Raw genomic sequence first — 21,957 nt, forward strand, 5'->3', positions numbered from 1 at the left:
TGTTGCGTCTCTTAGGGAACTGGGGTGATGTCGTCGAGTTTCCAGCTTTTATCGAAGTAGGCCTCGGTCGGCGCGTACAGTCGGAAATAGCTGAACCAATGTTTGCCGGGGAGAGTTTGCACCCAGTTGCTCTCGAAGTCTTTTGGCGCGTGCGGTCCGAAGTAAAGATCGATCGATCCATCGGGGTTTTTCTGTAAATCCTGGCGTGAAGACAGGTCGGCCTTGCGTTGTGGGTTGTCGATCAGGCAGCGGCTGTCGATGTCGTAGACAGTCAGTGACCAGAATTGCCTGGCGGGTGGATTGGCGCCCACATGCAGCGTGTAGTGTTTGCCGCCGTCGAGCCATTGGCCGTCTTTATCGGTGTAGGCGCCGAGGTAGGTCTGGCCCAGGCCCGGGGTCTTGGACACCATGCCCTTGGTGTTGGTGACCGCCTCGTAGAACCAGGCGCTACGTTCCCACAGCTGGTCGTAGTAGCCAAGATGCTGGGAGGGTTCGACGATGTTCAGCACTGTGCCCCACTGCCGGTCTTGAGCAGGAAAATATCGAACAGGTTGAGGTCGCCGATGCCGGTGCTGTAGCCACTGTGCGGATCCGGGCGGGTGCTGATCGGCAGCGTGGCACGCAACAACTGCGGCACGCCGATGAAGTCCGACGGTGCAATCGGCAATGTACCGCGCAGCAACAGGTCATTGGTGTGCGCGTTACTGTCATACACCCTGGGCGTGTAGTAGTCCTGCAAGTTGGCGCCCGGTGCCAGATTGAGCGGGTTGTTACTCTTGTTGGCGGTATCGGCGTTATCGGCGTGTGCAGAAAACGTCGGCATGGTGAACGCTGCCAGCATCAATGCCGGAACAAACGGTGATCTGGACATGACAATTCCCCAATTCCATGGCGACTTGCCCGACTACATCTACGTGCTCGGGCTGCCCTGCGTCATAAACGCTGTAGGACCTGTCGATTGAAATTAGCAGCTATATCCAGACGCGCTAGCAACCCGAATGAATTAGTTGTTTAGAAAGGGGAAGAGCAGTGGCCTACCGCTCCAAGGAGTGATAGGCGGCAACGGGGAAATGTCAGGCTGCCAGTATGGCTTTGACTTTGTCGCGCAGTTGATCGATGGAAAACGGCTTGCCAATCACGTGCATGCCCGCGGGCACATCGATGCTGTCGGCATAGCCGCTGGCAAACAGGATCGGGAGGTCAGGACGCAGTTCACGCACTTTGGTCGCCAGTTGCTTGCCATCCATGTCCGGCAGGCCGACATCGGTCATCATCAGGTTGATGACATTGTTGGAGTCTTTCACCACTTTCAGGGCCTCTTCGGCGTCGGCGGCCTCAAGCACCTGGAACTCCAACTCTTCAAGCACATCGACGATCAACATGCGCACGATGGCATCGTCTTCGACGACAAGGATGGTGGGGGCGGTGGCGGACATAATGAGGGTTCCCGAAAAGTGAGGTGCAGGTCGTGCTCAGTGCAAAGACCATCTTCTAATGAGTGGCTTCGATCCTGGCAAGTTCCCGCAGCAGGTCTTCATTGTGAAGGCAATGGACAAGAATGTCCCGCTCGGGAGAGGACCCTGCGCCTCACGCGGTCGAGTGAGGCGAGGGCTATTCACGTGCCAGGCATTATAGCGGCGTCATCAACTGCGCTACGGCCGCACCGTCAACCTTGTCGGCAGCCAAATCGCGCGCTTGGAATTCGCTGACGTTGTAGGTCAGCGTGCCGTGTTTTTTGCCATAGGGCCTGCGCGTCACCGCAGTCAGCCCGCTGCTTAACGCTTTATCCAGGCCTTCCTGCATCGATTGCAATGTTTGGAATTTCACCAGTCCTGCGTCCGGGTCATAAAAAAACCATTCTGTTTCTCCGTTCTTGACCTTGATACCGGCTAACAGCCCATGATCTTTCTCACCGATCCTCAGGGTTTTCGAGGTGGGGGAGTTGGTCAGGTCTTCGATGATTTGCGCGGCCGTGCATTTTGCGACGGTTTGATCCAGGTGAAAGCTTTTTTTGTCGCCGACCACGTCTTGAAAGGTTCTCAGGGTCTTGATGAAGGTTTGCGCTTCGGGGGTCAAGGGCGCGTCGGCGGCGCGGTACAGGTTGGTGAGGAACACGTCTTCTTTGCCATGCTCGATCGCCAGCGCCATCGTATTTGCCATTGCCGCGCACTCGCCGCGGGAGGCGGGGTCGACATGCGCGTGGTAGTGGGTCTGTGACGCCGGGAATAACCGCACACCCGGTGCATCGACGTCACAGTTCAGAAGATGTGAGGCGTGTTGTGCATTCTCAATTGCCTTCGACTTGATTTCCTTGGCAAGCATGCCAATTTCTTCCGCAGTCCGGCCGGGCTTGGAAATCAGTTCGATGAGCCCTTGCGTGCTGATATCTGGGTAATAATCGCGAAGACGGGTCACATCGCCACTTTCAAAGCCACGATTGAAATCAGCGCGATTATGCGGCCACTGCGCACGCTCGAGGTTGTTCTTGAACCCTTCGTGATGAGGCCCGATCGGTGCTCCAGCGTCGATAGGGCCTGGCCTGCCATTCAGAGGGGTGAAGTGCTGCAAGGGCGCGCCAAATGCCTCCTGCTTGAGCGGATTGTAGGCGTACCAGTTGCCATTGCGATGGACAGCGACCCCGTCGACGGAACCCTCGGCGACTTTATACGACCCCAGGGCTGCCGCCCCATATTCCTTGTTGGCCGCCTTCAACAGGTCATAGCTCCCCGATGCGCCCCGAACCTTGTTGATCAGCCATTGGCCTGAATGGCTGAACATTCTGGCGCCCTGGGTCGCCAACGCGGCTGTACCGATGGCCAGGCCCTTGGCGCCGCTCAAAGGGTTGAGTGCGCTGATCAGGGCGCCGCCGATGATGCGTCCCGCGTGCGCAGCCTTCACCGCAGCGGAGGCACCCGTCGAGGCTACCTTGGCGACTTTTGCGCCGGCTCCGTAGCCCGCGGTCAAGAGACCGAACGCATCCAGGCCAAGGTCGATAAGGCCCGACTCGTAGTCACCCTGGCGAAAATTGACAATGGCCGACCTCAAGGGAATCAAGTTGAGGAAAAACTCCTTGACGCGCTCACCCCCGGCTTTCTGCTGATCCAGTGTCGTGGTTCCAAAGGCTTGCGTGCGTTGATCATGGCCACCGATATCCAGGTGTTTAAAAAAAGCGTCGGCGAGGTAGTGTGTGCGTGCGGAAGTAAAGCTCAAAGGGACTGGCGCCGAATCCACCGGTGTTCTTTCAGGCGCTTGGCGGTCATGGTCATCCGGTATGAATTTTTCTATGCGGGTCTGGATATTGCTGTTGCGTTGATCGCCCCGGGTAATGGCCGCTTCCGAGCGCTTGATGATGCGGCTGTTTAAAATGTCCACTTCATACACGCACACCTGCGGTTTTCCATCCACCATTCGCTGCGTTCTTATCAGCAACTCATTGCGTCTGGAGCGAAAGACGGGCGGGTTTATAAACCCTGTATCAATGACATATTGGTTTTTTTGGTAAAGATCAATTTTACCCAGTTCGAGGTTTTTTCGATCTTCCAGGGGCAGTTCAGAGATCAAGTGCCTTATTTGGGTCTTGACGCCTTTTTCCAGGGAGTCGACAGCGGTTTCGTACTGGCCGAGAAACTCGCCGTTGACGTTAAGCCTGGGCCGCTCGTTGATCGCGTCTATGGGGATCCGGCTATCGTCGGTTTTCCAGCGGACATTGATCCCCATCATCGCCATGTCGAGCATCGAATGCTTGCCATCCAACTGCTTGGATTTGTCATCCGAAACCGTCGTGAGACATTTCTCCTCGAACGGTAGGCCTTCGCCAAACTGTTGCTTGAGCTTCTCCAGGGCAATCGCTTTGCGACTTGGAATGCTGGCCCCGAGTAATTCAGAGGCCGTGGTTCTTTCGTTGATTTGCTGATTGAACGCGGTCCTGACGGTTTCCACTTCCTGCGGAGTGTAGAGCGCGTCCTCTTTCCTGGCGACAAGGCCATTGATCACGCCCCAATCCAGCAGCAAGGCCTGGGTGATATGGTCCGGGGGATCATTCAGCGCTTGTGCCGCGCTCATGACATGGCCGTAGCTCATCTGTGACGCCGTTCCCGGCGCAATCGCTTCGATCTTGGCCACCGCCCGACAAAAATTGACCCAGGCCTGGCTGCCATTGACCACGCTGCCGGGAATATCCTGGACCAGCAACTGCGGCGCCACGCGTGCCAGCAACACGTGGGTGGCGAGTTTGGCTTCGGCCTGCGTGACCCGGCCGGCAGTCACCAGATGGCGACTCAGCCCATCGACGACAGTGGCCGCGGGCATGCCCCAATACGCTTCCTGACCCAGATCAAAGCCGGCGACCGACTGCCGGCGGGGTTGCTCGACGGACTCACGATCCAGGCCAATGTTAATGGCGGCCATCACGTAATCGCCGAGGCTGGTGGGCGTGGCAATGCCATTCAGGCCGTCCTGCACGGCTTGGCCTATCGCCTGGGCCTTGGGTGACTTGAGCAGGGTTTGCAGGGCCTGGGCCGGTTCCTGCAATTGGGCCTCCGACAACGAGGCGGCTTTTATCAGCGCACCCAATGCGCCTCGGGCCAATTGTGTCTGGGTGTCGGAGGAGGGGGTCTGGTTATCTCTGCGCAGGTTGCTGGAATCGACAATGACCCGGACCTTGCGTTGCTCCTCCTGCGTCAGGGGATGGGGCCAGGACAGCGCTCCGCCGAGATTGCCCTCTGGCTGTTGCAGGGCGTGAGCGTGAGCGGCTTCGGCCAGGTGAGCCAGGTCGGATCGGGTCTGAGGGATGGGCAAATCATGATGCTTGATAAACATTTCGAGGCTGACAGAGGGCGCGCCGCCCAAGGCGTTGAACCGATGATCGTCGGAGCGCGAATCAATGGCGACCTGAGTGTTTTTCAAATGGGCCAGCACGGCGGAAGGCGCCGCGTCCTCGGCCAGGCTTTTTGCCGCGCGGGTCAGCTGTTGTGCCAGGTTTTTCCAATTGTGTGCATTTGCTTGCGCACGCGCCTGGGATGAATCCGATGGGGGCGCACTTGGCGTGTTCGCCGGGGGGGTGTCGTTTACGTCGGTAGCAGTGTGGGAGGATTGCGCTGACGTTGCTGGATGGGTGTGCTCTGTGACTCTGGGCTGTAGTTGCGAAACGGACGAAGACATCATCGTTATCACCTTTGCAGATTAGGATAATCGCCTACAAAAAAGCCTCACTGCGCGTGAGGCCTACTGCAAATGAGTGACGAGCCGAACTGAGCAGTTCCGGTGGGACCGCCTGCAGAAATGTCATAAATGTTTTGGTTGGGCGGATGTAACAGACTTGGCGGGCGGCACAGGTCGTGGCGCAGGAATCTGTACGCTTAATCCTCAATACACATTAGAAACGTAGCCCTGTACCGCCACTTTGGGGCAAACTCCCGGTTTTTCCATACTTGGCCAAGGCATGCCCATGACTCCTGCGTCGTCCGTCGATGAAAAGAGCTTTCGTACACTGCTCAGCCGAAACGTGGCTTTGCCCCTGGGTGTGGGCGTGCTCAGTGCGGTGTTTTTCGTCTGTCTGATCACCTATTTGCTCTCGGTTATCCAGTGGGTGGAGCACACCGACCGGGTCATCAACAACCTCAACGAGTCGTCCAAGCTGACGGTGGACCTGGAAACCGGCTTGCGCGGCTTCCTGATCACCGGTGACGAGCATTTCCTCGACCCGTATGAAGTGGCCAAGCCGCGCATCATTGGTGATTTACACAATTTGCAGGAGCTGGTGGCGGATAACCCTCAGCAAGTGGATCGGCTCAAGCGCCTGGAGGCGATGCAGGCCGAGTGGAACAAGTACGCCCAATCGATGATTGACCTGCAGCGCCAGAGCGGCGATTACCGGGGGGCGGTGAAGTCCGGTCGCGGCAAGAGCCTGACCGACGCGATTCGCCAGGAATATGCAGACGCCGTGGAGATGGAGCAGCAGTTCCGTGTCACGCGCAATCAAGATGTCACCCGCACCACCGTGATCAGCGTGACCGCATACCTGGCTTTCGTGCTGGGCCTGAGTGGTTTTCTCGCCTATATCGGTCGTAAGAATTTACTTGCACTTTCAGATAGTTACAGCGCAAACCTCGCGTCACAACAGAAGATCGCGCGACGCCTCGAACAACAAGCCTGGCTGCGTAACGGCCAGACCGAACTGGCCGAACAGGTGCTGGGCCAACTGACCCTGAACATGCTCGGGCGCAACATCCTGCAATTCTTCGCCCAGTACATGGGCTCGGCCGTCGCCGCGTTGTATGTGCGTGAGGAACACGGCGGCCTCAAGCGCGTGGCCACTTATGGCTTCTCCCGCGAGCAGGAACAGTTGGAACAGTCGATCTACAGCGACGAGGGCATCGTCGGCCAGGCTGCCCAGATGGACCGCCTGATTCGCCTCGACGACGTGCCGGTGGATTACTTCAAGGTCAGCTCCGGCCTTGGCGATGGCCCGACCCGCAGTGTGCTGGTGGTGCCGACCAGCGACGACGACCGCGTCAATGGGGTGATCGAGCTGGGGTTCCTGCGCCCGTTGGAAGAGCGTGATGTAGAGCTGCTGGAGCTGATTGCCGGGAACATCGGCACATCCATCGAGGCCGCGCGTTATCGCCAGCGTCTGCAGGAAGTCCTCGCCGAAACCCAGCAGCTCAACGAAGAACTGCAGGTGCAGCAGGAAGAGCTCAAGACCGCCAACGAGGAACTGGAAGAACAGTCGCGCATCCTCAAGGAGTCCCAGGCCCACCTGGAAACCCAGCAGGCGGAGCTGGAGCAGACCAACGAGCAGTTGGCCGAACAGACCCAGACCCTGGCCGAGCAGCGCGACGCCATGGACCGCAAGAACGTCGAGCTCAACCAGGCCCAGCTCGAGCTGGAAGACCGCGCCGAAGAACTGCAGCGCTCGAGCAAGTACAAGTCCGAATTCCTCGCCAATATGTCCCACGAGCTGCGCACACCGCTGAACAGCTCGCTGATCCTGGCCAAGTTGCTGGCGGAGAACCCGCAGGAAAACCTCAGCGCCGAACAGGTCAAGTTCGCCGAGTCGATCTATTCGGCCGGCAATGACCTGCTCAACCTGATCAACGACATCCTCGATATTTCCAAGGTCGAAGCCGGCAAGCTCGAAATGCGCCCGGAAAATTCCAGCGTGGCGCGCCTGGTCGACGGCCTGCGCGGCATGTTCGAACCGCTGGCTGCCGACCGCAAGCTGGGTTTCCAGGTGGAGGTCCAGGAAGGCACACCAGCGATGCTGTTCACCGACCGCCAGCGGCTGGAGCAGATCCTCAAGAACCTGCTGTCCAACGCGGTCAAGTTTACCGAACAGGGCCAAGTGAGCCTGTCGGTGTACCGTGCCGCAGGCGAAGGCATTGCGTTCAGCGTGCGCGACTCCGGCATCGGCATTGCCCCGGACCAGCAGGAAAGCATCTTTGAGGCCTTCCGCCAGGCCGACGGCACCACCAACCGCCGTTATGGCGGCACCGGCCTGGGCCTGTCGATCTCGCGCGACCTGGCCAGCTTGCTCGGCGGCTATATCAGCGTGACCAGCGAGCCTGGCAAAGGCAGCGTGTTTACCCTGGTCTTGCCTGAGCAGTACGTCGAACGCCAGGAAGACTCCCCGCCTATCGAGCAGCCGCGCCAGGTGGTGGCCGCCCCTGCGCCCAAGCCCATCGCGGTGTCGCCGCTGCCGGTGGCCGATGCGCAACAGATCCCGCGGTTTGCCGATGACCGCGACAAGGCACCGTTCACCACGCGCTGCATCCTGGTGGTGGAGGACGAGCCGAATTTCGCCCGTATTCTCTTCGACCTGGCCCATGAACTGGGTTACCACTGCCTGGTGGCCCACGGCGCGGACGAGGGCTACAGCCTGGCCGAGGAATACACTCCGGACGCGATCCTGTTGGACATGCGCCTGCCGGATCACTCCGGGCTGACCGTGTTGCAACGCCTCAAGGAGCACGCCAATACCCGCCACATCCCGGTGCATGTGATTTCCGTGGAAGACCGCGTCGAAGCCGCCATGCACATGGGCGCGATCGGTTATGCGGTGAAGCCCACCACCCGTGAGGAGCTCAAGGACGTGTTCGCGCGCCTGGAGGCCAAGCTGACCCAGAAGGTCAAGCGCGTACTGCTGGTGGAAGATGATGACCTGCAGCGCGACAGCATTGCCCGCTTGATCGGCGACGATGACATTGAAATCACCGATGTTGGCTATGCCCAGGCCGCCCTCGACCTGCTGCGCACCAATATCTATGACTGCATGATCATCGACCTGAAGTTGCCGGACATGCTCGGCAACGAATTGCTCAAGCGCATGGCCACCGAGGATATCTGCTCGTTCCCGCCGGTGATTGTCTACACCGGGCGCAACCTGACCCGCGATGAAGAAACCGAACTGCGCAAGTATTCGCGCTCGATCATCATCAAGGGCGCGCGCTCCCCAGAGCGCCTGCTGGATGAAGTCACACTCTTTCTGCACAAAGTCGAATCCCAGCTGTCCCATGATCGCCAGAAGATGCTCAAGACCGCCCGCAGCCGCGACAAAGTCTTCGAGGGGCGCAAGATCCTGCTGGTGGACGACGATGTGCGCAACATCTTCGCCCTGACCAGCGCCCTGGAGCACAAAGGCGCCGTGGTGGTGATCGGGCGTAACGGCCGCGAGGCCATCGACAAACTCAACGAAGTCGAGGACATCGATCTGGTGCTGATGGACGTGATGATGCCGGAAATGGACGGTTACGAGGCCACTGCCCTGATCCGCCAGGACCCGCGCTGGAAGAAGCTGCCGATCATCGCCGTGACGGCCAAGGCCATGAAGGACGATCAGGAACGCTGCCTGGCGGCGGGTTCCAACGATTACCTGGCCAAGCCGATTGATCTGGACCGCCTGTTCTCGCTGATTCGCGTATGGCTACCGAAGATGGAACGCATTTAAGTGGAGCGAAGTTTTTTGGAGAAGAGCAGCGATATTGAGCTGCGCCTGTTGATCGAGGCGATTTACCTCAAGTACAGCTACGACTTTCGCGACTACTCCGGTGCGTCAGTCAAACGCCGCGTGGCGCACGCCTTGCGCCAGTTTGATTGTGCGACCATTTCGGCGCTGCAGGAGCGGGTGCTGCACGATCCGGCAGCGTTCATGCAACTGCTGCAGTTCCTGACGATTCCGGTAAGCGAGATGTTTCGCGATCCGTCGCACTTCCTGGCAATCCGTCAGGAAGTGGTACCGCTGCTGAAGACCTACCCGTCGATCAAGATCTGGATCGCCGGCTGCAGCACGGGGGAGGAGGTGTACTCCATGGCCATCCTGCTGCGCGAAGAGGGCTTGCTGGAGCGCACGATCATCTACGCGACGGACATCAACCCGGCGTCCCTGGACAAGGCCAAGCAGGGCATCTTTTCCCTGGAGAATGTGCGGGCCTACACCGCCAACTATCAGCAGGCCGGTGGCCAACGTTCATTTGCCGACTACTACACCGCGGCTTACGATTACGCGATCTTCGATAAGTCGCTGCGTGAGAACGTGACATTCGCCGATCACAGTCTGGCGACCGACAGCGTGTTCTCAGAAACACAATTAATTTCATGTCGTAACGTATTGATTTATTTCAATAAAAAATTGCAGGATCGAGCATTCGGATTGTTTCATGAGTCGCTGTGCCATCGCGGCTTCCTGGTGCTGGGCAGCAAGGAGACCCTGGATTTCTCCGCCTTCGGCAAACAATTCGAACCCTTGGTCAAACAGGAACGGATCTACCGAAAACTATGACTCAAGCGACTGCCAACCCGCCATTGGTCGCGGGTATAGAGGCTATCGTCATCGGTGCATCCGCCGGTGGTGTCGAAGCGTTGCTGAAGGTTTTTGCCGAACTGCCCAGAGGGTTCGGGTTGCCGATCATCACGGTGTTGCACCTGCCCGATGAGCGCCGCAGCCAGTTGGCCGAAGTGTTTGCCCGCCGCCTGGCCATGCCGGTGGTGGAAGCGCGCGACAAGGAAGTGATCCAGCCTGGCACTCTGTATTTTGCCGGCCCCGGCTATCACCTGTCGGTGGAGCACGATCGCAGCCTGTCGTTGAGCCAGGAAGAGCGCGTACACCATTCGCGGCCCGCGATCGATTTCCTGTTCGAGTCCGCCGCCGATACCTACGGCCCGGGCCTGCTCGCCATACTGTTGACCGGCGCCAACCAGGACGGCGCGCGTGGTCTGGCCCACGTCAAGCAACAGTGTGGAACTACCGTGGTGCAAGAACCCACTGAAGCACGTGTTGCCATCATGCCCCGTGCAGCCCTGGCGCTGCATACACCTGACCACATTCTTACGTTGAGCCACATTGGTTCACTGTTGGCTTCCCTGGAATATTCCCCATGTTAAGTACTGTCCAGGCCAAACTGCTGATCGTTGACGATCTGCCGGAGAACCTGCTGGCCCTCGAAGCGCTGATCAAGCGCGAGGATCGCCAGGTCTTCAAGGCATTGAGCGCCGATGAAGCCTTGTCCCTGTTGCTGGAGCACGAATTCGCCATGGCGATTCTCGACGTGCAGATGCCCGGCATGAATGGTTTCGAGCTGGCCGAGCTGATGCGCGGTACCGAAAAAACCAAGAACATCCCGATTGTGTTCGTCAGTGCCGCCGGCCGCGAACTCAATTACGCCTTCAAAGGCTACGAAAGCGGCGCCGTGGACTTCCTGCACAAGCCGCTGGATATCCATGCGGTGAAGAGCAAGGTCAACGTGTTCGTCGACCTGTATCGCCAGACCAAGGCAGTCAAACAGCAACTCGAAGCCCTGGAGCGCGCGCGTCGTGAGCAGGAACTGTTGCTCACGCGCCTGCAGGCTACCCAGGCCGAACTGGAGCAGGCGGTACGCATGCGCGATGACTTCATGTCGATCGTCGCCCATGAAGTGCGTACGCCGCTCAACGGCCTGATCCTTGAAACCCAACTGCGCAAGATGCACCTGGCGCGGGACAATGCGGCCGCGTTTACCCTGGACAAGATGCACGCCATGGTTGACCGCGACGAGCGGCAGATCCAGAGCCTGATCCGCCTGATTGAAGACATGCTCGACGTGTCGCGTATCCGCACCGGTAAATTGTCGATTCGCCCGGGGCGTTTTGACCTCGCGCAACTGGTGCGCAACCTGGTCGAGAACTTCGCGCCGCAAGTGGCGGCGGCGGACTCGTCCATGCACCTGGTGGCGGAAGAACCGGTGGAAGGCAACTGGGACGAGTTCCGCATCGAGCAGGTGGTCACCAACCTGCTGACCAACGCCTTGCGCTATGGGGCCAAGAGCCCGGTGGATGTGCGCGTATACCGCGAGCACGGCGAAGCGCGGGTAGAGGTGCGCGACCGTGGCATCGGTATCAGCCAAGAGAACCAGAAGCGTATTTTCCAGCAGTTCGAGCGGGTTTCCGCCAGCCAGGTGGCGGCGGGCCTGGGCCTCGGGTTGTTTATTTCAGAGCAGATCGTTGCAGCCCATGGCGGCACCATCGAGGTCGAGAGCCAGATAGGCGAGGGCGCCTTGTTTCGGGTGTGCCTGCCCCTTGAGCCGTCGGTATGAAATCAATCGTCACCCCGACGCAACCTCTGCGTGACCCCATGGTCGTAATTGCAGCAATTGACCGGACAAAGGCTTCCCATGAGTGAAGATGCACAAGATGTCGTACTGATCGTCGAGGACGACGAATCCATTATGTTTGTGCTGGGTGAGTACCTGGCAGGCCTGGGCTATCGGGTGTTGAAGGCAATTGACGGGGAGCAGGCGTTCCAGATCCTGGCGACCAAGCCGCACCTGGACCTGATGGTCACCGACTACCGCCTGCCGGGCGGAATTTCCGGCGTGCAGATCGCTGAACCGGCGGTCAAGCTGCGCCCGGAATTGAAAGTCATCTTTATCAGCGGCTACCCGCAGGAAATCCTCGACTGCAACAGCCCGATCACGCGCAATGCACCGATCCTGGCCAAGCCGTTCGATCTGGATACGTTGCAGGAGCATATCCAGCGCTTGTTGGCTTGACTCTATTCGCTGTTTTTACATGTTTTTGAATCCCAGCTACGCGTCGTCCGCGCACCACGGACGACGCGTAGCTGTTTGCGTGCACACCGATGTAACGCGCTAGCCGGCAGTATTCCATGGTTTTTTGCCGTAGAACGCGGGGCGATAGTTGATCACTTGTTTTACCTGTTTGTTGCCAGATAGTCCGTCGCTGACGATGTCGACTCGCTTGTGTTCATTATCGACTTTTAGGATTCTGTCGACTTTTCCTTCGAAGTCTCTTTTGAGTTTCTCTTCCGCGATGGTTAAAAGAGCGTTCTCATCGAGCTTTGGATTTTTGATTTTAGCGATGTGCAGATTAGTTTTAAATGGTATCTCGAAATCATTGATGTTGACCGTGACGGTGCCTTCGAAGGCTGCCACAGGCTTGCCGGTCAGCTCACCAAACTTGGCAGCGAAAGAATGGGTACCGGCCTCGCCAGAAAAACAGGTAACAAATCGTACGCTGTCGTATTTCTTCGGGTCGATACCGTGTTTCCCAAGTAGTTTGAGAAATTGTGCTGGCGTGTAAGAGTGCTCGGCGAAGTCTGATACAGTCGAGCCAAGATTGAATAATTTTTTTAGCGGGTTTCTTTCCCAACCATGCGCAACAATCGTCAATCGGGACGTGCCTTGAACGTCGTTTACAAAAGTGAATATTTCTTTGTCAATCGCTTTTATGTCCCTCATCGTGCCGCCCATATCCACGACGTTGTCAACTGCCAGTTGCCTTCCGAGTAAAGAATAGCGGTCATTCGCGCCGCCGGGGTTCATGCTGAAGCCCTCGAGCGGTCGCCCATAAACCTTATCCGCCTTGGCCGAGTAGCGGTAAACTTTTCCGGTACGGGTATCCACTTTGGCGAGTGTCTTGTACTGGCTCACCCCATTGGCCCCCTTCACCGTCAGTTCGGCGACATCCGCTCTCGTCGCCAAATGCAGCAAGTCCGAGTTGCGAATGGCACCACTCAAGGATTTTGCCCCCTTGCCAGCCAGCTTGGCACCTCCAATCGCCAAGTCACCCAGCCCGTCGAGGGGGTTAAGGGCGCCAATGGCCCCTCGGCCGACTATTTTGCCCACATGAAGCGTTTTGCCCAGCAATGAGGCGCCGACTTGCAGGGCTTTGGCGCTCTTTGCCGCAGCACCTATCCCCGCCATAAATCCAAATATGTCCAGCGACAGATCAAGAATACCTTCGCCAATTTTCCCTTCCTGAAAGTTGATAATTGCCGATCGCAGCGGAATCAGGTTGAGCATGAACTCTCGAAACTTCTTGTAGAAGGGCACTTCGGTATCAAAGGTCGTCAGTCCCTGCGCTTCTTTTTCAAAAGTTTCGATATCCGAGTTGGTTATAAATGCATCCGCTATGTAGGACGTCCGCTCACTGCTGTAGCTGTTGGGAACCACGGGAGCGTCGTGTTTTTCATCGGTTAAGCCTGGGGGGTACGGACGTGACGAAACGGGTTTTACTTCTACGAAATTTGTGCCTGGGTGGGTGTGATCGAGTGGAAACTTGCCAGGCTGGAAATCTCCAAGGTCAGCACGTTCGAGGATTCGATCATTCTTTAGGTCCACCTCATAGGTGCGAGGCGCCTTCCCGGTTCGTTCAATTTTGAACAGCAAGTTATTATCGGTATTTCTCTTTGGTATCGGCCCCATTGAGTAGGGTGTGTAGGTTATGCTGTCCTCTCGGACAATAGTGATTTTGCCTTCCTCAAAATCTTTCCGAATGGCCAACGGCTGTTTAGCTATCAAGCTTTTGAATTGAACGCCGAGGCTTTTCTTGATTGCCGTACTGTAGTCTCGAAACGTTGCTTTGAAACTACCCGACACATCAGGCAGTTCTTTTAAGACGGCAAGCACGCTGCGGGTATCAATATCAGCGGATGAAGAAACTAATGCAGCGACGACGTCACCGGTATTATGACGAATGTTATCGCTGACGTTGTTTCGTACAATCGGTGCATCCTGCACACTTCTGCCGTCGAGATACAGGTCCATGATCGAGTAAGGCCCTGGGAAATCGGGCACGTCAGGTTCGAAGCTCATGCATTTTTTATCAAACAGCGCCGGATCCATGTCAGGCAACGCGTTCTTCAACGCTGCCAATGCGATGTCCCTTGCGATCGGCATCGGAGTACGTTGCGCCTGGGAAGCAGCGCTCAGTTCTTGAATCTGGCGATTGAAAGCGTTACGCACGGTCTGCATCTGTGTGTCGTTCTGGGGGTATCCCAGGCCATTGGCCAGCGCCCAATCCTTGAGGGCATTTTCCTGGGCAACATATTCAATCTGACGCTCCTCGGCAGAGACCGGTGCAATGGATGCGTGGAGCATGACCTGCGCATAGTTCATGGTTGCAGTCGAACCGGGTGCGCTGGCTTCAAGCCGATCTACGGCCGTGACAAAGCTGACCCAACTGTGAGTGCCATAGATCAGCTTGTCAGGGATGTCCTTGACCAGAAACTCAGGCGCCCGGGTCGATAGCAGCAGGGGTACTTGAATCTTTGCCTTCTCGGGCGACGAGGCTCTGCCCAAGGTTGTGACAATTTCCTTGATTATTTCTGCGGCGTTCTTACCGTAATTGTACGAGGTTGCCAGCATGCACCCGCCAAGATTGGCTTTTGGTGACACGCCCGGTGGGCTTCTGCGAAAGCTCTCATCAATGCTCAAGGCCGCCAGCAACCAATCTTCGGCACTGCCTTTGATCGCCATCGTTTCGAACTCGGCCATGATCGCTTCGCCCAATGCCTGGCCTTTCGGAGACTGGATCACCCGGTCGATCACCCGTTGCGGGTCCTGCAACTCGTCGGGCTCAAAGTTCATGCCCTGCATCAAATATTCCAGCACGTTGTTGAAACGGCTCACATTTGGGTCTGTCCTGAGGTACGTCAGCAGTTGCTGCTGGCCGTTGCGATCAAGCGGAACCGGCCAAGTGAGTGCGCCCCCATAGTTTCCATAAGGTGAGCTTTTGGGTTCTGGAGCGAGCAGGGCACTCACAAGGTTTTCCACGTGCAGTCCAGTGGTTGGGATATCCCAGCCATTGGTTTGCAGGTACTGCTTAAGGCTGATCTCACCTGATGTGCCAGCAAGCGTTTTCGCATAGGTGCTGTCGGGATCGACCGGGATTGTATTCTTCTCAAGATGCTCACCGATCAACGACGGTGGCAGGTCTCCGGTTTCCAGAAAGGTAACCATCTGCATGAAACCCTGGGCTGCGTGGCGCTGCGTATTGTGGTTAGCCAGTACCGTCCTCTGCCTGTCGAGGCTTTCTTCGCTGCGGGTTTCATGAAGACTGGAAAATTGCTCCAGGGGCAGTTCGTGGAAGGCCTTGTCCCGCTCCAGCTCTGCGACCCGCTGTGGCACTTCACCGGGCAGCGTTGCACGCTCCCGATAGAAACGCCCCACGAGCCATAATGGCGCGCTGTTGCTATTTTCCGACAAGGGCGGCTTGAATTTCGAAAACCCATAATTTGCGGCAATGACTTTGCCGGCCTGCATGACCGGACCGCTCACCTCTGCCCAGCGCTTGTCGTCTTGCCCACGGCTCTGCAGTACAGGATTGGAGGTAATGTGATGCTGAACCTTGTAGGAAATTTGGCCTGTTTCAGGAGATATCTGAACCGTGCGCGTATCGATCCCCACAGATCTCATCCAGTCGCCTACATCCGGGGACTGCATGGCGCGCCCCAGTTGTGCCCACCACTGGCCAAAGGTGGAATGTGGCGGAATGTTTTCCAGCATAAGCTCGCTGTCCCGGCTGGCGATACCGGTGATTTGTGGCAGTGTGCTGGCATAAAGCGCCGCCAGTTGAGTGTCGCCAGTGGCGCGAGAGGTACTCGAAAACGGAGAGGGTGTCGGGGTATCGCTTTCGGGGTCGATGCCATTGCCCGTAGCCGGCTGATCAACGGGAACCTGGGGGAAGGTGGAATTCTGGGTAGGTGTGCGAGGTGTTTGGGCTGCGGAGTTTGGCATCATCGGTGTGGTTCATCCAGGTCTTATTCAGAGGGTACCAGGGGCACATTTCATACCCTCAGGTACAAACCTTCGTACCCAAACTGTGATGAGTAATTCCACGCTTCGCCTGGCCAATGATTGCAGGCTATGTTCGTGTTGGGTGGTGATCCTGCGAACGCAATCAGGCCCGAATCATCTCCCTCACCTTACGGATGTATAGGCAGCATCAGCGCGTTTTTCCGGCACGGTTGCCTGGCAATCGTTGGCTCAGTAGGCTCGGTACCTACCGGCGGGGCTGAGGATCAGGCTGCTGGAGCCAGTCTCAGCCCCGCCGGCCAAAGGCGCGGGAACACGTGAATGCAGTCCTGCATTGTTGGCTTGATGGAGGGGCGGCGTCGAAAGCTCGACGCCGCTGATTTCACAGGTTCAAGGTGCCAATTTTTTCACATTGGCATTAAGCGTGCTGGCGGGTGTGTAGGCAAATTGCCAACCCGGTTTGCCCCCGAGCCCATCGAGGAAGTCCTGCAGGCCTTTGCTTTTGCCATTGCTAAGGGGGAACACTGACATCCCGCCACTATATTCCGGCGGATTGCCATTTCTGATCATCGCCACGTCAAGGTCCGGGCTATTGATATTGAAAAGAAACAACTCATCGTTTTTTGTTTTTTGAATGTAGACGGTATGCCCGAATTCTCCGCCTTGGTTGGTATGCTTGAAATTAATCAGCCCAGACTCTGTGATGTCTTCGGCATTGAAGGTCGCCTTCAGACTGTCTTGTTTGATGTCCATCAAGTCCAGATAGCGTCGTGAGTAATTAGTACCCTCACCATTTGTACTTGCTATGACCGCGGTAAATACTTCGGGCGAAAGGGTTTTTTCAGATTGACCGATGAGCACGGAAGACTCGTAACAGATTCGCTGTTGATTGTCCGGCGCCTGATAGAGAATTTCCCAATTCTTCCGCAATTCTGCGTTAGAGAGGGGCGTAGTGCCAGAAAGCGCTAGGGGGTTTTCATACAGTTTTTTGACATCTGCGCTGAACACACTGTTTTTTTGCTGCCAGGCATCGTCATGGTCAAAAACCTTGAAGGTCAGCTTGTTGGGGTCGGTGTCGTGGGTTTTATATTGCGGTTTCAGCTTTTTATCGCGGGTCAGTTTTTCAAGCCCCTTTTGCATGGCCTCTGCACTGCTGAAGTCGGCGAGACCAAAATTAGGATCGTAGAAGTAATAGGATCTGCTGCCATCCTGGATTTTTACTCCTGCCGCCATGGCGTGCCCCGGCGAGTCGATCATCACTGACTTTGAAACAGTAGCGTCTGCCAATTCCTTGACCATGTCATTGACTGAGAGCTCCCGTACAGGCTGTCCTGCGTGAAAAGCACTGCGGGCACCCACTTGATTTTGCATCTTGCTCAGTTTGCCAATGAATTCTCGTGAGGCTGGATCCGTTGGAAAGGCCGCTGCGCTAAACATGTTTTTAATCAGTTGCCCTTCCTTTCCTTGCTCCATTGCGGTGGCCATCACGCGTGAAAGCGCAGCGCATTGCCCATCAGACAGTTGCGCGGTCTTGGAAAAGTAAACGACCTGCGGCATCGGGTGCACGTTGCCAAAACGTGGTTCGATGACGTCGATAAACTTCGCTGAACCATTGCGCCCCAGTTCGTAGGCGACGTCGTCGTACTTTTTGACCAGCATCCCAACCTGCCTTGCTGTGAGGTCTCTGTTACCCGCCAATTTCATGATATCGGGGGCTTTCATATTATTTGAGAAGCCCTTGATCGTTTCTGGGTTTCCAGAATAATACCCGCTCTCAAACGCCTCTTTTTCCGGCCCTTCGCGATGTGTCCTGACCGTTCTTTTCCAGTTATTGACAACGGCCTCATCGACTTTCTTGACGGTGCCATCGGCCGTCGTCCATTTCCCCAAGTCTTCCGTATTGAGTCGAGCAGAGGGCAGGAAGTCCCTCACCGCAGGGCCGTAGGCTTGGCCGGTTACCGTGTTGTAGCGATGCCATTTGCCATTTTGCAGGACAACGGGACCTTCCACTAACTCAGCGTTCACTTTGAAGGTGCCCAGAGACGATGCATCAAAGCGTTTGGCGGCGAGTAACAAGTCATAACTCCCAGCGGAGTTCGTCAGGGTGTTCAAACGGTGAGACACCGCGTTGAAACTGATCACGTTCGAGGATTGACTCCCCGACAACAAATCCCCAGGCAGAGCAGCTCTTTTAGGGTGGTTGGCTAAAGAGGGAAGCAGTCGTCGGGTGATTTCATCTTTGATTTGCTCACCGGTTAAATGTGCGGTGTTGGTAGGGACACTTCTTGAAATTTCGTTGATAGCGTCCGGCGACAGATTCGCTTGCAGAGGTCCTTGGAAGGCCTTGACTTCACGCTTGATCAATCCCCCGAATTGCTGCCTGAAAGAATCGACGCTGCCACTGGCAGGGTCGCACATTAACAGCCGCACGTTATTAAAACTTTCTGGATTTATATTGGAAGCCTTGAGCGTCGCCAACAGTTCAGCGGGTGTATTGTTCTTCCCGTTGTAATATATTTTCATCGGCTCATCGAGCAACAGGTCTGCGGCATTTGGGTCAATGCCATGCGCGCAAACGTTAAGTCGCTCAACGCCTTTGTATTCATCTACATAAGTAAAAATACCCGTCCCCGGCGAATTAAAATCCTTAATGTTTCGCCCAAAATTTATACTGTTGTCTTTGGCCAAACTCCTTTCCAGATGGTTTTCATTAACTCTTCGCGCAGCACTGTTGGAATACCTCGCCGTTTCAGGTGTAAAGTTATCAAGGGGCTTACCGTAGACCCTGTTCTTGATAACATCGTAAGGCAACCATTTGCCCGCAGCGTCATTGTATTTGGCCGCGACGCTGACAGGCTCGGTACTGCCCGCTACCTTGTAAGTTCCCATTGCAATATCGTGTCGGTTAGACAATTTCACCAAATCGACGTTATCCGTAATGCTCATCACCTTACCGAAACGCTGAGCCCCTATGACAGTGAGCTTTTGCCCGCCTTTTCCCACCAGGCGAACCAAGTCATCCAGGCCACCTACCGGGTTTGCTGCGGCAAGAATGCCTGCGCCGGCCATTTTGGCAATGCTCAAGGATTTGAGCGCCCCGCTGGTACCTATTTTGCCGATATTGCTGGCGACCTTCCCCGCAGGGACCACGAAACTCAAGCCATCCATGACAAACAGCATGGCGGCCTGTGCAGCGTCCCCGTCAATAGCTGCTTCGATGGCGTTCTTGAACGGAATCAAGCCCAGCAGGAACTCTCGTCCGGCGATGTGTTGTCGGGTGGTTTCCTCCAAGGCGCTTTCCCCGTGGGCAGCATTCTTGAATGTTTCATAGTCAGGTGTGAAATGTTGGCTGGCCGCCAGTTCCGCAAGGTATTCGGACTTCCCACCGAAATAAGACATCGGCATGGCGTTGACCGAACTGTCCTGAGGGGGCGGCACCCATTCTTTCTCTGGCGTTATGCGATGCAGCTGTATTTGCGAGGTGGTCGACTCGGCCCGAGGCGGTTTACCGGTTTTGTAGGCATTCCAATCAAGGCGGTGAGTTTTATTTATTTCGGTATTCACCAGCGGTTTCACACCGCCGAGTTCCAATTGACGGGGAAGATCCGTGCGTTTACGAATCAGCATGCTATTGGGGAAAACTTCGTAATGGCAGACATTGCCCTCGTGCTCAGAGCGAATTAACAATCCACCTAATCCTTTCGCAACGATTTCATCCGCCGAGGGGATGAGATGTGAAGCATAGCCGGTGATGGCCGGGCGTAAGTAATATAATTCCTGCTTACCAAACTCAAGATGCTTACGGTCCTCCTCGGGTAACTTCGAAAACATATTCTTCAGCAGGTTTTTATGGCTGACTTTCAAATCATGGTGGTAGGCATCGAATCTCGTTTTGAAAGTGAAGTTCGGGTCCGTCATGCCTTTGCTGGTAAGGTCATTAGCCGACAGGCTTGAATCGATAGACCTCCAGCGCCCAGGACGCAACTCGTTTGACATATAAACATCGACCGGCGAGAAATAACGATTGTCGCCGTATTGCTCGTTGGCCGATTGCAGGTAGTTCCTTTCTAGCGGTAGCGTCTCGCCAAACACATCCTTTAACTTTTCCAGCGCTATGTCACGGCGAGTCGGCATGGGCGTCATGAGGTGCTGGGAGACTTTCGACAACTCTTCAACTTGCTGATTAAAATGTGTCTGGCACAGCTTTAAATCCTCCAGTGAGGGAGTATCGCCCGCTTGATTGCCGATGACGCTATTGAGCTTCCCCCAGAGCATCAGCGATTCATTGGTAAACACGTTCCTGAGCGCTTGCTCATCACTGCTGAGCGGTGTCAGGTTGGCGCGCTCCATAATCTGAGTGAAGTTCATTTGAGCACTGGCCCCAGGCGCCTGTGCCTCAATGAACTTGACCGCAGCCCTCAAGTGCATCCACGAATTGGAGCCATAGGTAACGCTACTGGGGATGTCCTTGACCAATAGCTCCGGGGCGGCACGGGATAGCAGCAGATGCGTTCCAATGGGGGCTAGCCGTGCCGACGTTTTGCCGGTGGCGACCAAGTGGTCCGACAGTGCCTGCTTTACGCCCGCCAAGGGTTGACCGTAGAGGCGGTCGGCCGATAGATCGAACCCCGCCGTATGATGCTGTTTAGGCGCAAATACAGATTCGTTGTCCAGGGTGGTCATGATCGCGGTCAAGGCCCAATCCTGGAAGGTCTCCTCCGTTACTGCGGCGCCCATTTTTTCTTGAAGCGCCTTGCCCAACTCAAGCGCCTTGGGAGAGCCGAGAACATCCTCAATGACTCTGCGGGGGTTACGCAGGTCGTAAGTCTCAAGCGGCATCCTCTTCATGAGGTAATCCAGTGCGCCCTTCTTTCTGACAGTGGAGTTTCCCCCGTCCAGACCAGGAAGCTTCAAGTTATAGAGGACATGGCTGTAAACGTGTGTCTGCGACTCCAGATCCAGCGGTGGGGACCAGGATAATCCGCCGCCGAAGTCTCCATGGGGAGGCTCTTGCAGTGGCGGTATATCCAGTACTTCAATCAGATTGTTCAGTTCAACGCGGCTTTTGGGTAGCTGCCATCCATTACCCGAGATAAAGGCTTCAAGGCTGACAGTGTCGCTGACTTGCTCCTCTTGGTTAAGGCTGTAGCTGGACAGGGGATGAACCTGCAGCAATGTGTCTTTCAAATACCTGGCGATTTGCGCTGGGTCATCGTTGGGGAGGGCACGCAGCTTGGCCCCCAGGACGTGTTTATCCTGGGCATCTCCCAGCGCTGTCTGCTCATGCGCCAAGGCTTCATCAGAGCGCTCATGAGCCCGCTTGGCCAGATCAGCCGGCGGTATCGGCTCAAATATTTTTGTGCGCTCCAGTTTCGTGGCGCGCTCTGCCAAGGTACCCATCGACCAAGGCCGCCTGGGCTCGCCATAGAACTTGCCGATTGTCTCCAAGGGGGCGGATGAACCGGAGGTGGGCGCTGTAATCGCTGTCTTTCCAAGCCCCAATACGCCCGCAGCTTTCATGACAGGCGCCATGAAAACAGGCCACGACTTATCCTGCTCGGGGCCCCATAAGGATTTGCGTTCGCCATGAATGTAGCAGGAGATCTGGTCGAAACCCGGATAAATCTCGATGGGTTTCGATAGATCGATATGTTTGCTTTTGGCCCACTCGGTAAACTGTGGGCTCTTGATCGCGTCATGAAGATGCGACCACCATTTGCCGAACGACGAATCTTTAGGAATATTATCTAACGACTCCTGCAGGATCCCGTTTTTAATGCCATCGCGCAGGGCAGTGGCATAGAGTCCGGCGAGCACACTATCTGCTTCAACGTATCCGCTAAGATTCGAACTTTCAGGCGTTGTCTCTAACGGCCTACTCCTGCGCTCGGGTGTCGAGCTGTTCGCCTGAATTCCCCCTGACACTGCATTG

The 21,957-nt window shown here is 56.2% G+C and carries 9 protein-coding genes and 2 pseudogenes; 5 read left to right on the forward strand and 6 right to left on the reverse strand.

The window, feature by feature from the left end; translation table 11 throughout:
* Positions 1 to 11 precede the first annotated feature (11 nt).
* The 4 genes and pseudogenes from QMX97_RS09990 to QMX97_RS10005 form a co-directional block, all read right to left on the reverse strand.
* Positions 12 to 545 (reverse strand): annotated as a pseudogene (locus tag QMX97_RS09990) (DUF1214 domain-containing protein); the annotation flags it as partial.
* Positions 524 to 871, reverse strand: a pseudogene (locus tag QMX97_RS09995) (hypothetical protein); the annotation flags it as partial. The pseudogenes QMX97_RS09990 and QMX97_RS09995, both read right to left, overlap by 22 nt.
* Before the next feature lie 202 nt (positions 872 to 1,073).
* Positions 1,074 to 1,436 carry a response regulator gene (locus QMX97_RS10000; protein WP_201144529.1) on the reverse strand — a complete coding sequence of 121 codons (363 nt, stop codon included), beginning with the start codon at positions 1,434 to 1,436 and terminating at the stop codon, positions 1,074 to 1,076.
* A 193-nt stretch (positions 1,437 to 1,629) separates the two neighbouring features.
* A complete protein-coding gene (locus QMX97_RS10005) occupies positions 1,630 to 5,160 on the reverse strand; it encodes a hypothetical protein (protein WP_282396824.1) in 3,531 nt (1,176 codons plus the stop codon).
* Between the two features lie 286 nt (positions 5,161 to 5,446).
* Between QMX97_RS10005 and QMX97_RS10010 the strand changes: the two genes are divergently transcribed.
* The 5 genes from QMX97_RS10010 (at position 5,447) to QMX97_RS10030 (ending at position 12,020) form a co-directional block, all read left to right on the forward strand.
* A complete protein-coding gene (locus QMX97_RS10010) occupies positions 5,447 to 8,944 on the forward strand; it encodes a response regulator (protein ID WP_201144522.1) in 3,498 nt (1,165 codons plus the stop codon).
* Positions 8,945 to 8,959: 15 nt separating this feature from the next.
* Positions 8,960 to 9,775, forward strand: a complete 816-nt coding sequence (locus QMX97_RS10015) for a protein-glutamate O-methyltransferase CheR (protein WP_065905537.1) — start codon at positions 8,960 to 8,962, stop codon at positions 9,773 to 9,775.
* The gene (locus QMX97_RS10020) at positions 9,772 to 10,377 is read left to right on the forward strand and encodes a chemotaxis protein CheB (protein ID WP_106803813.1); all 606 of its coding nucleotides are present in this window, start codon (positions 9,772 to 9,774) and stop codon (positions 10,375 to 10,377) included. Before QMX97_RS10015 ends, QMX97_RS10020 begins: the two co-directional genes overlap by 4 nt.
* Positions 10,371 to 11,564 carry a hybrid sensor histidine kinase/response regulator gene (locus QMX97_RS10025; RefSeq protein WP_065905381.1) on the forward strand — a complete coding sequence of 398 codons (1,194 nt, stop codon included), beginning with the start codon at positions 10,371 to 10,373 and terminating at the stop codon, positions 11,562 to 11,564. Before QMX97_RS10020 ends, QMX97_RS10025 begins: the two co-directional genes overlap by 7 nt.
* 78 nt (positions 11,565 to 11,642) lie before the next feature.
* Positions 11,643 to 12,020, forward strand: a complete 378-nt coding sequence (locus tag QMX97_RS10030) for a response regulator (protein ID WP_065905380.1) — start codon at positions 11,643 to 11,645, stop codon at positions 12,018 to 12,020.
* A gap of 99 nt (positions 12,021 to 12,119) precedes the next feature.
* On the opposite strand, the gene QMX97_RS10035 is transcribed toward QMX97_RS10030, so the two are convergent.
* Both QMX97_RS10035 and QMX97_RS10040 read right to left on the reverse strand, forming a co-directional pair.
* Positions 12,120 to 16,010 carry a hypothetical protein gene (locus tag QMX97_RS10035; RefSeq protein WP_282396825.1) on the reverse strand — a complete coding sequence of 1,297 codons (3,891 nt, stop codon included), beginning with the start codon at positions 16,008 to 16,010 and terminating at the stop codon, positions 12,120 to 12,122.
* Positions 16,011 to 16,415: 405 nt separating this feature from the next.
* Entirely contained in the window at positions 16,416 to 21,842 is a 5,427-nt protein-coding gene (locus tag QMX97_RS10040; protein ID WP_282396826.1) for a YopT-type cysteine protease domain-containing protein, read from the reverse strand.
* Positions 21,843 to 21,957: the final 115 nt, after the last annotated feature.

The organism is Pseudomonas sp. PS01298, from assembly GCF_029959745.1.
GTDB classification, from domain to species: domain Bacteria; phylum Pseudomonadota; class Gammaproteobacteria; order Pseudomonadales; family Pseudomonadaceae; genus Aquipseudomonas; species Aquipseudomonas aylmerensis.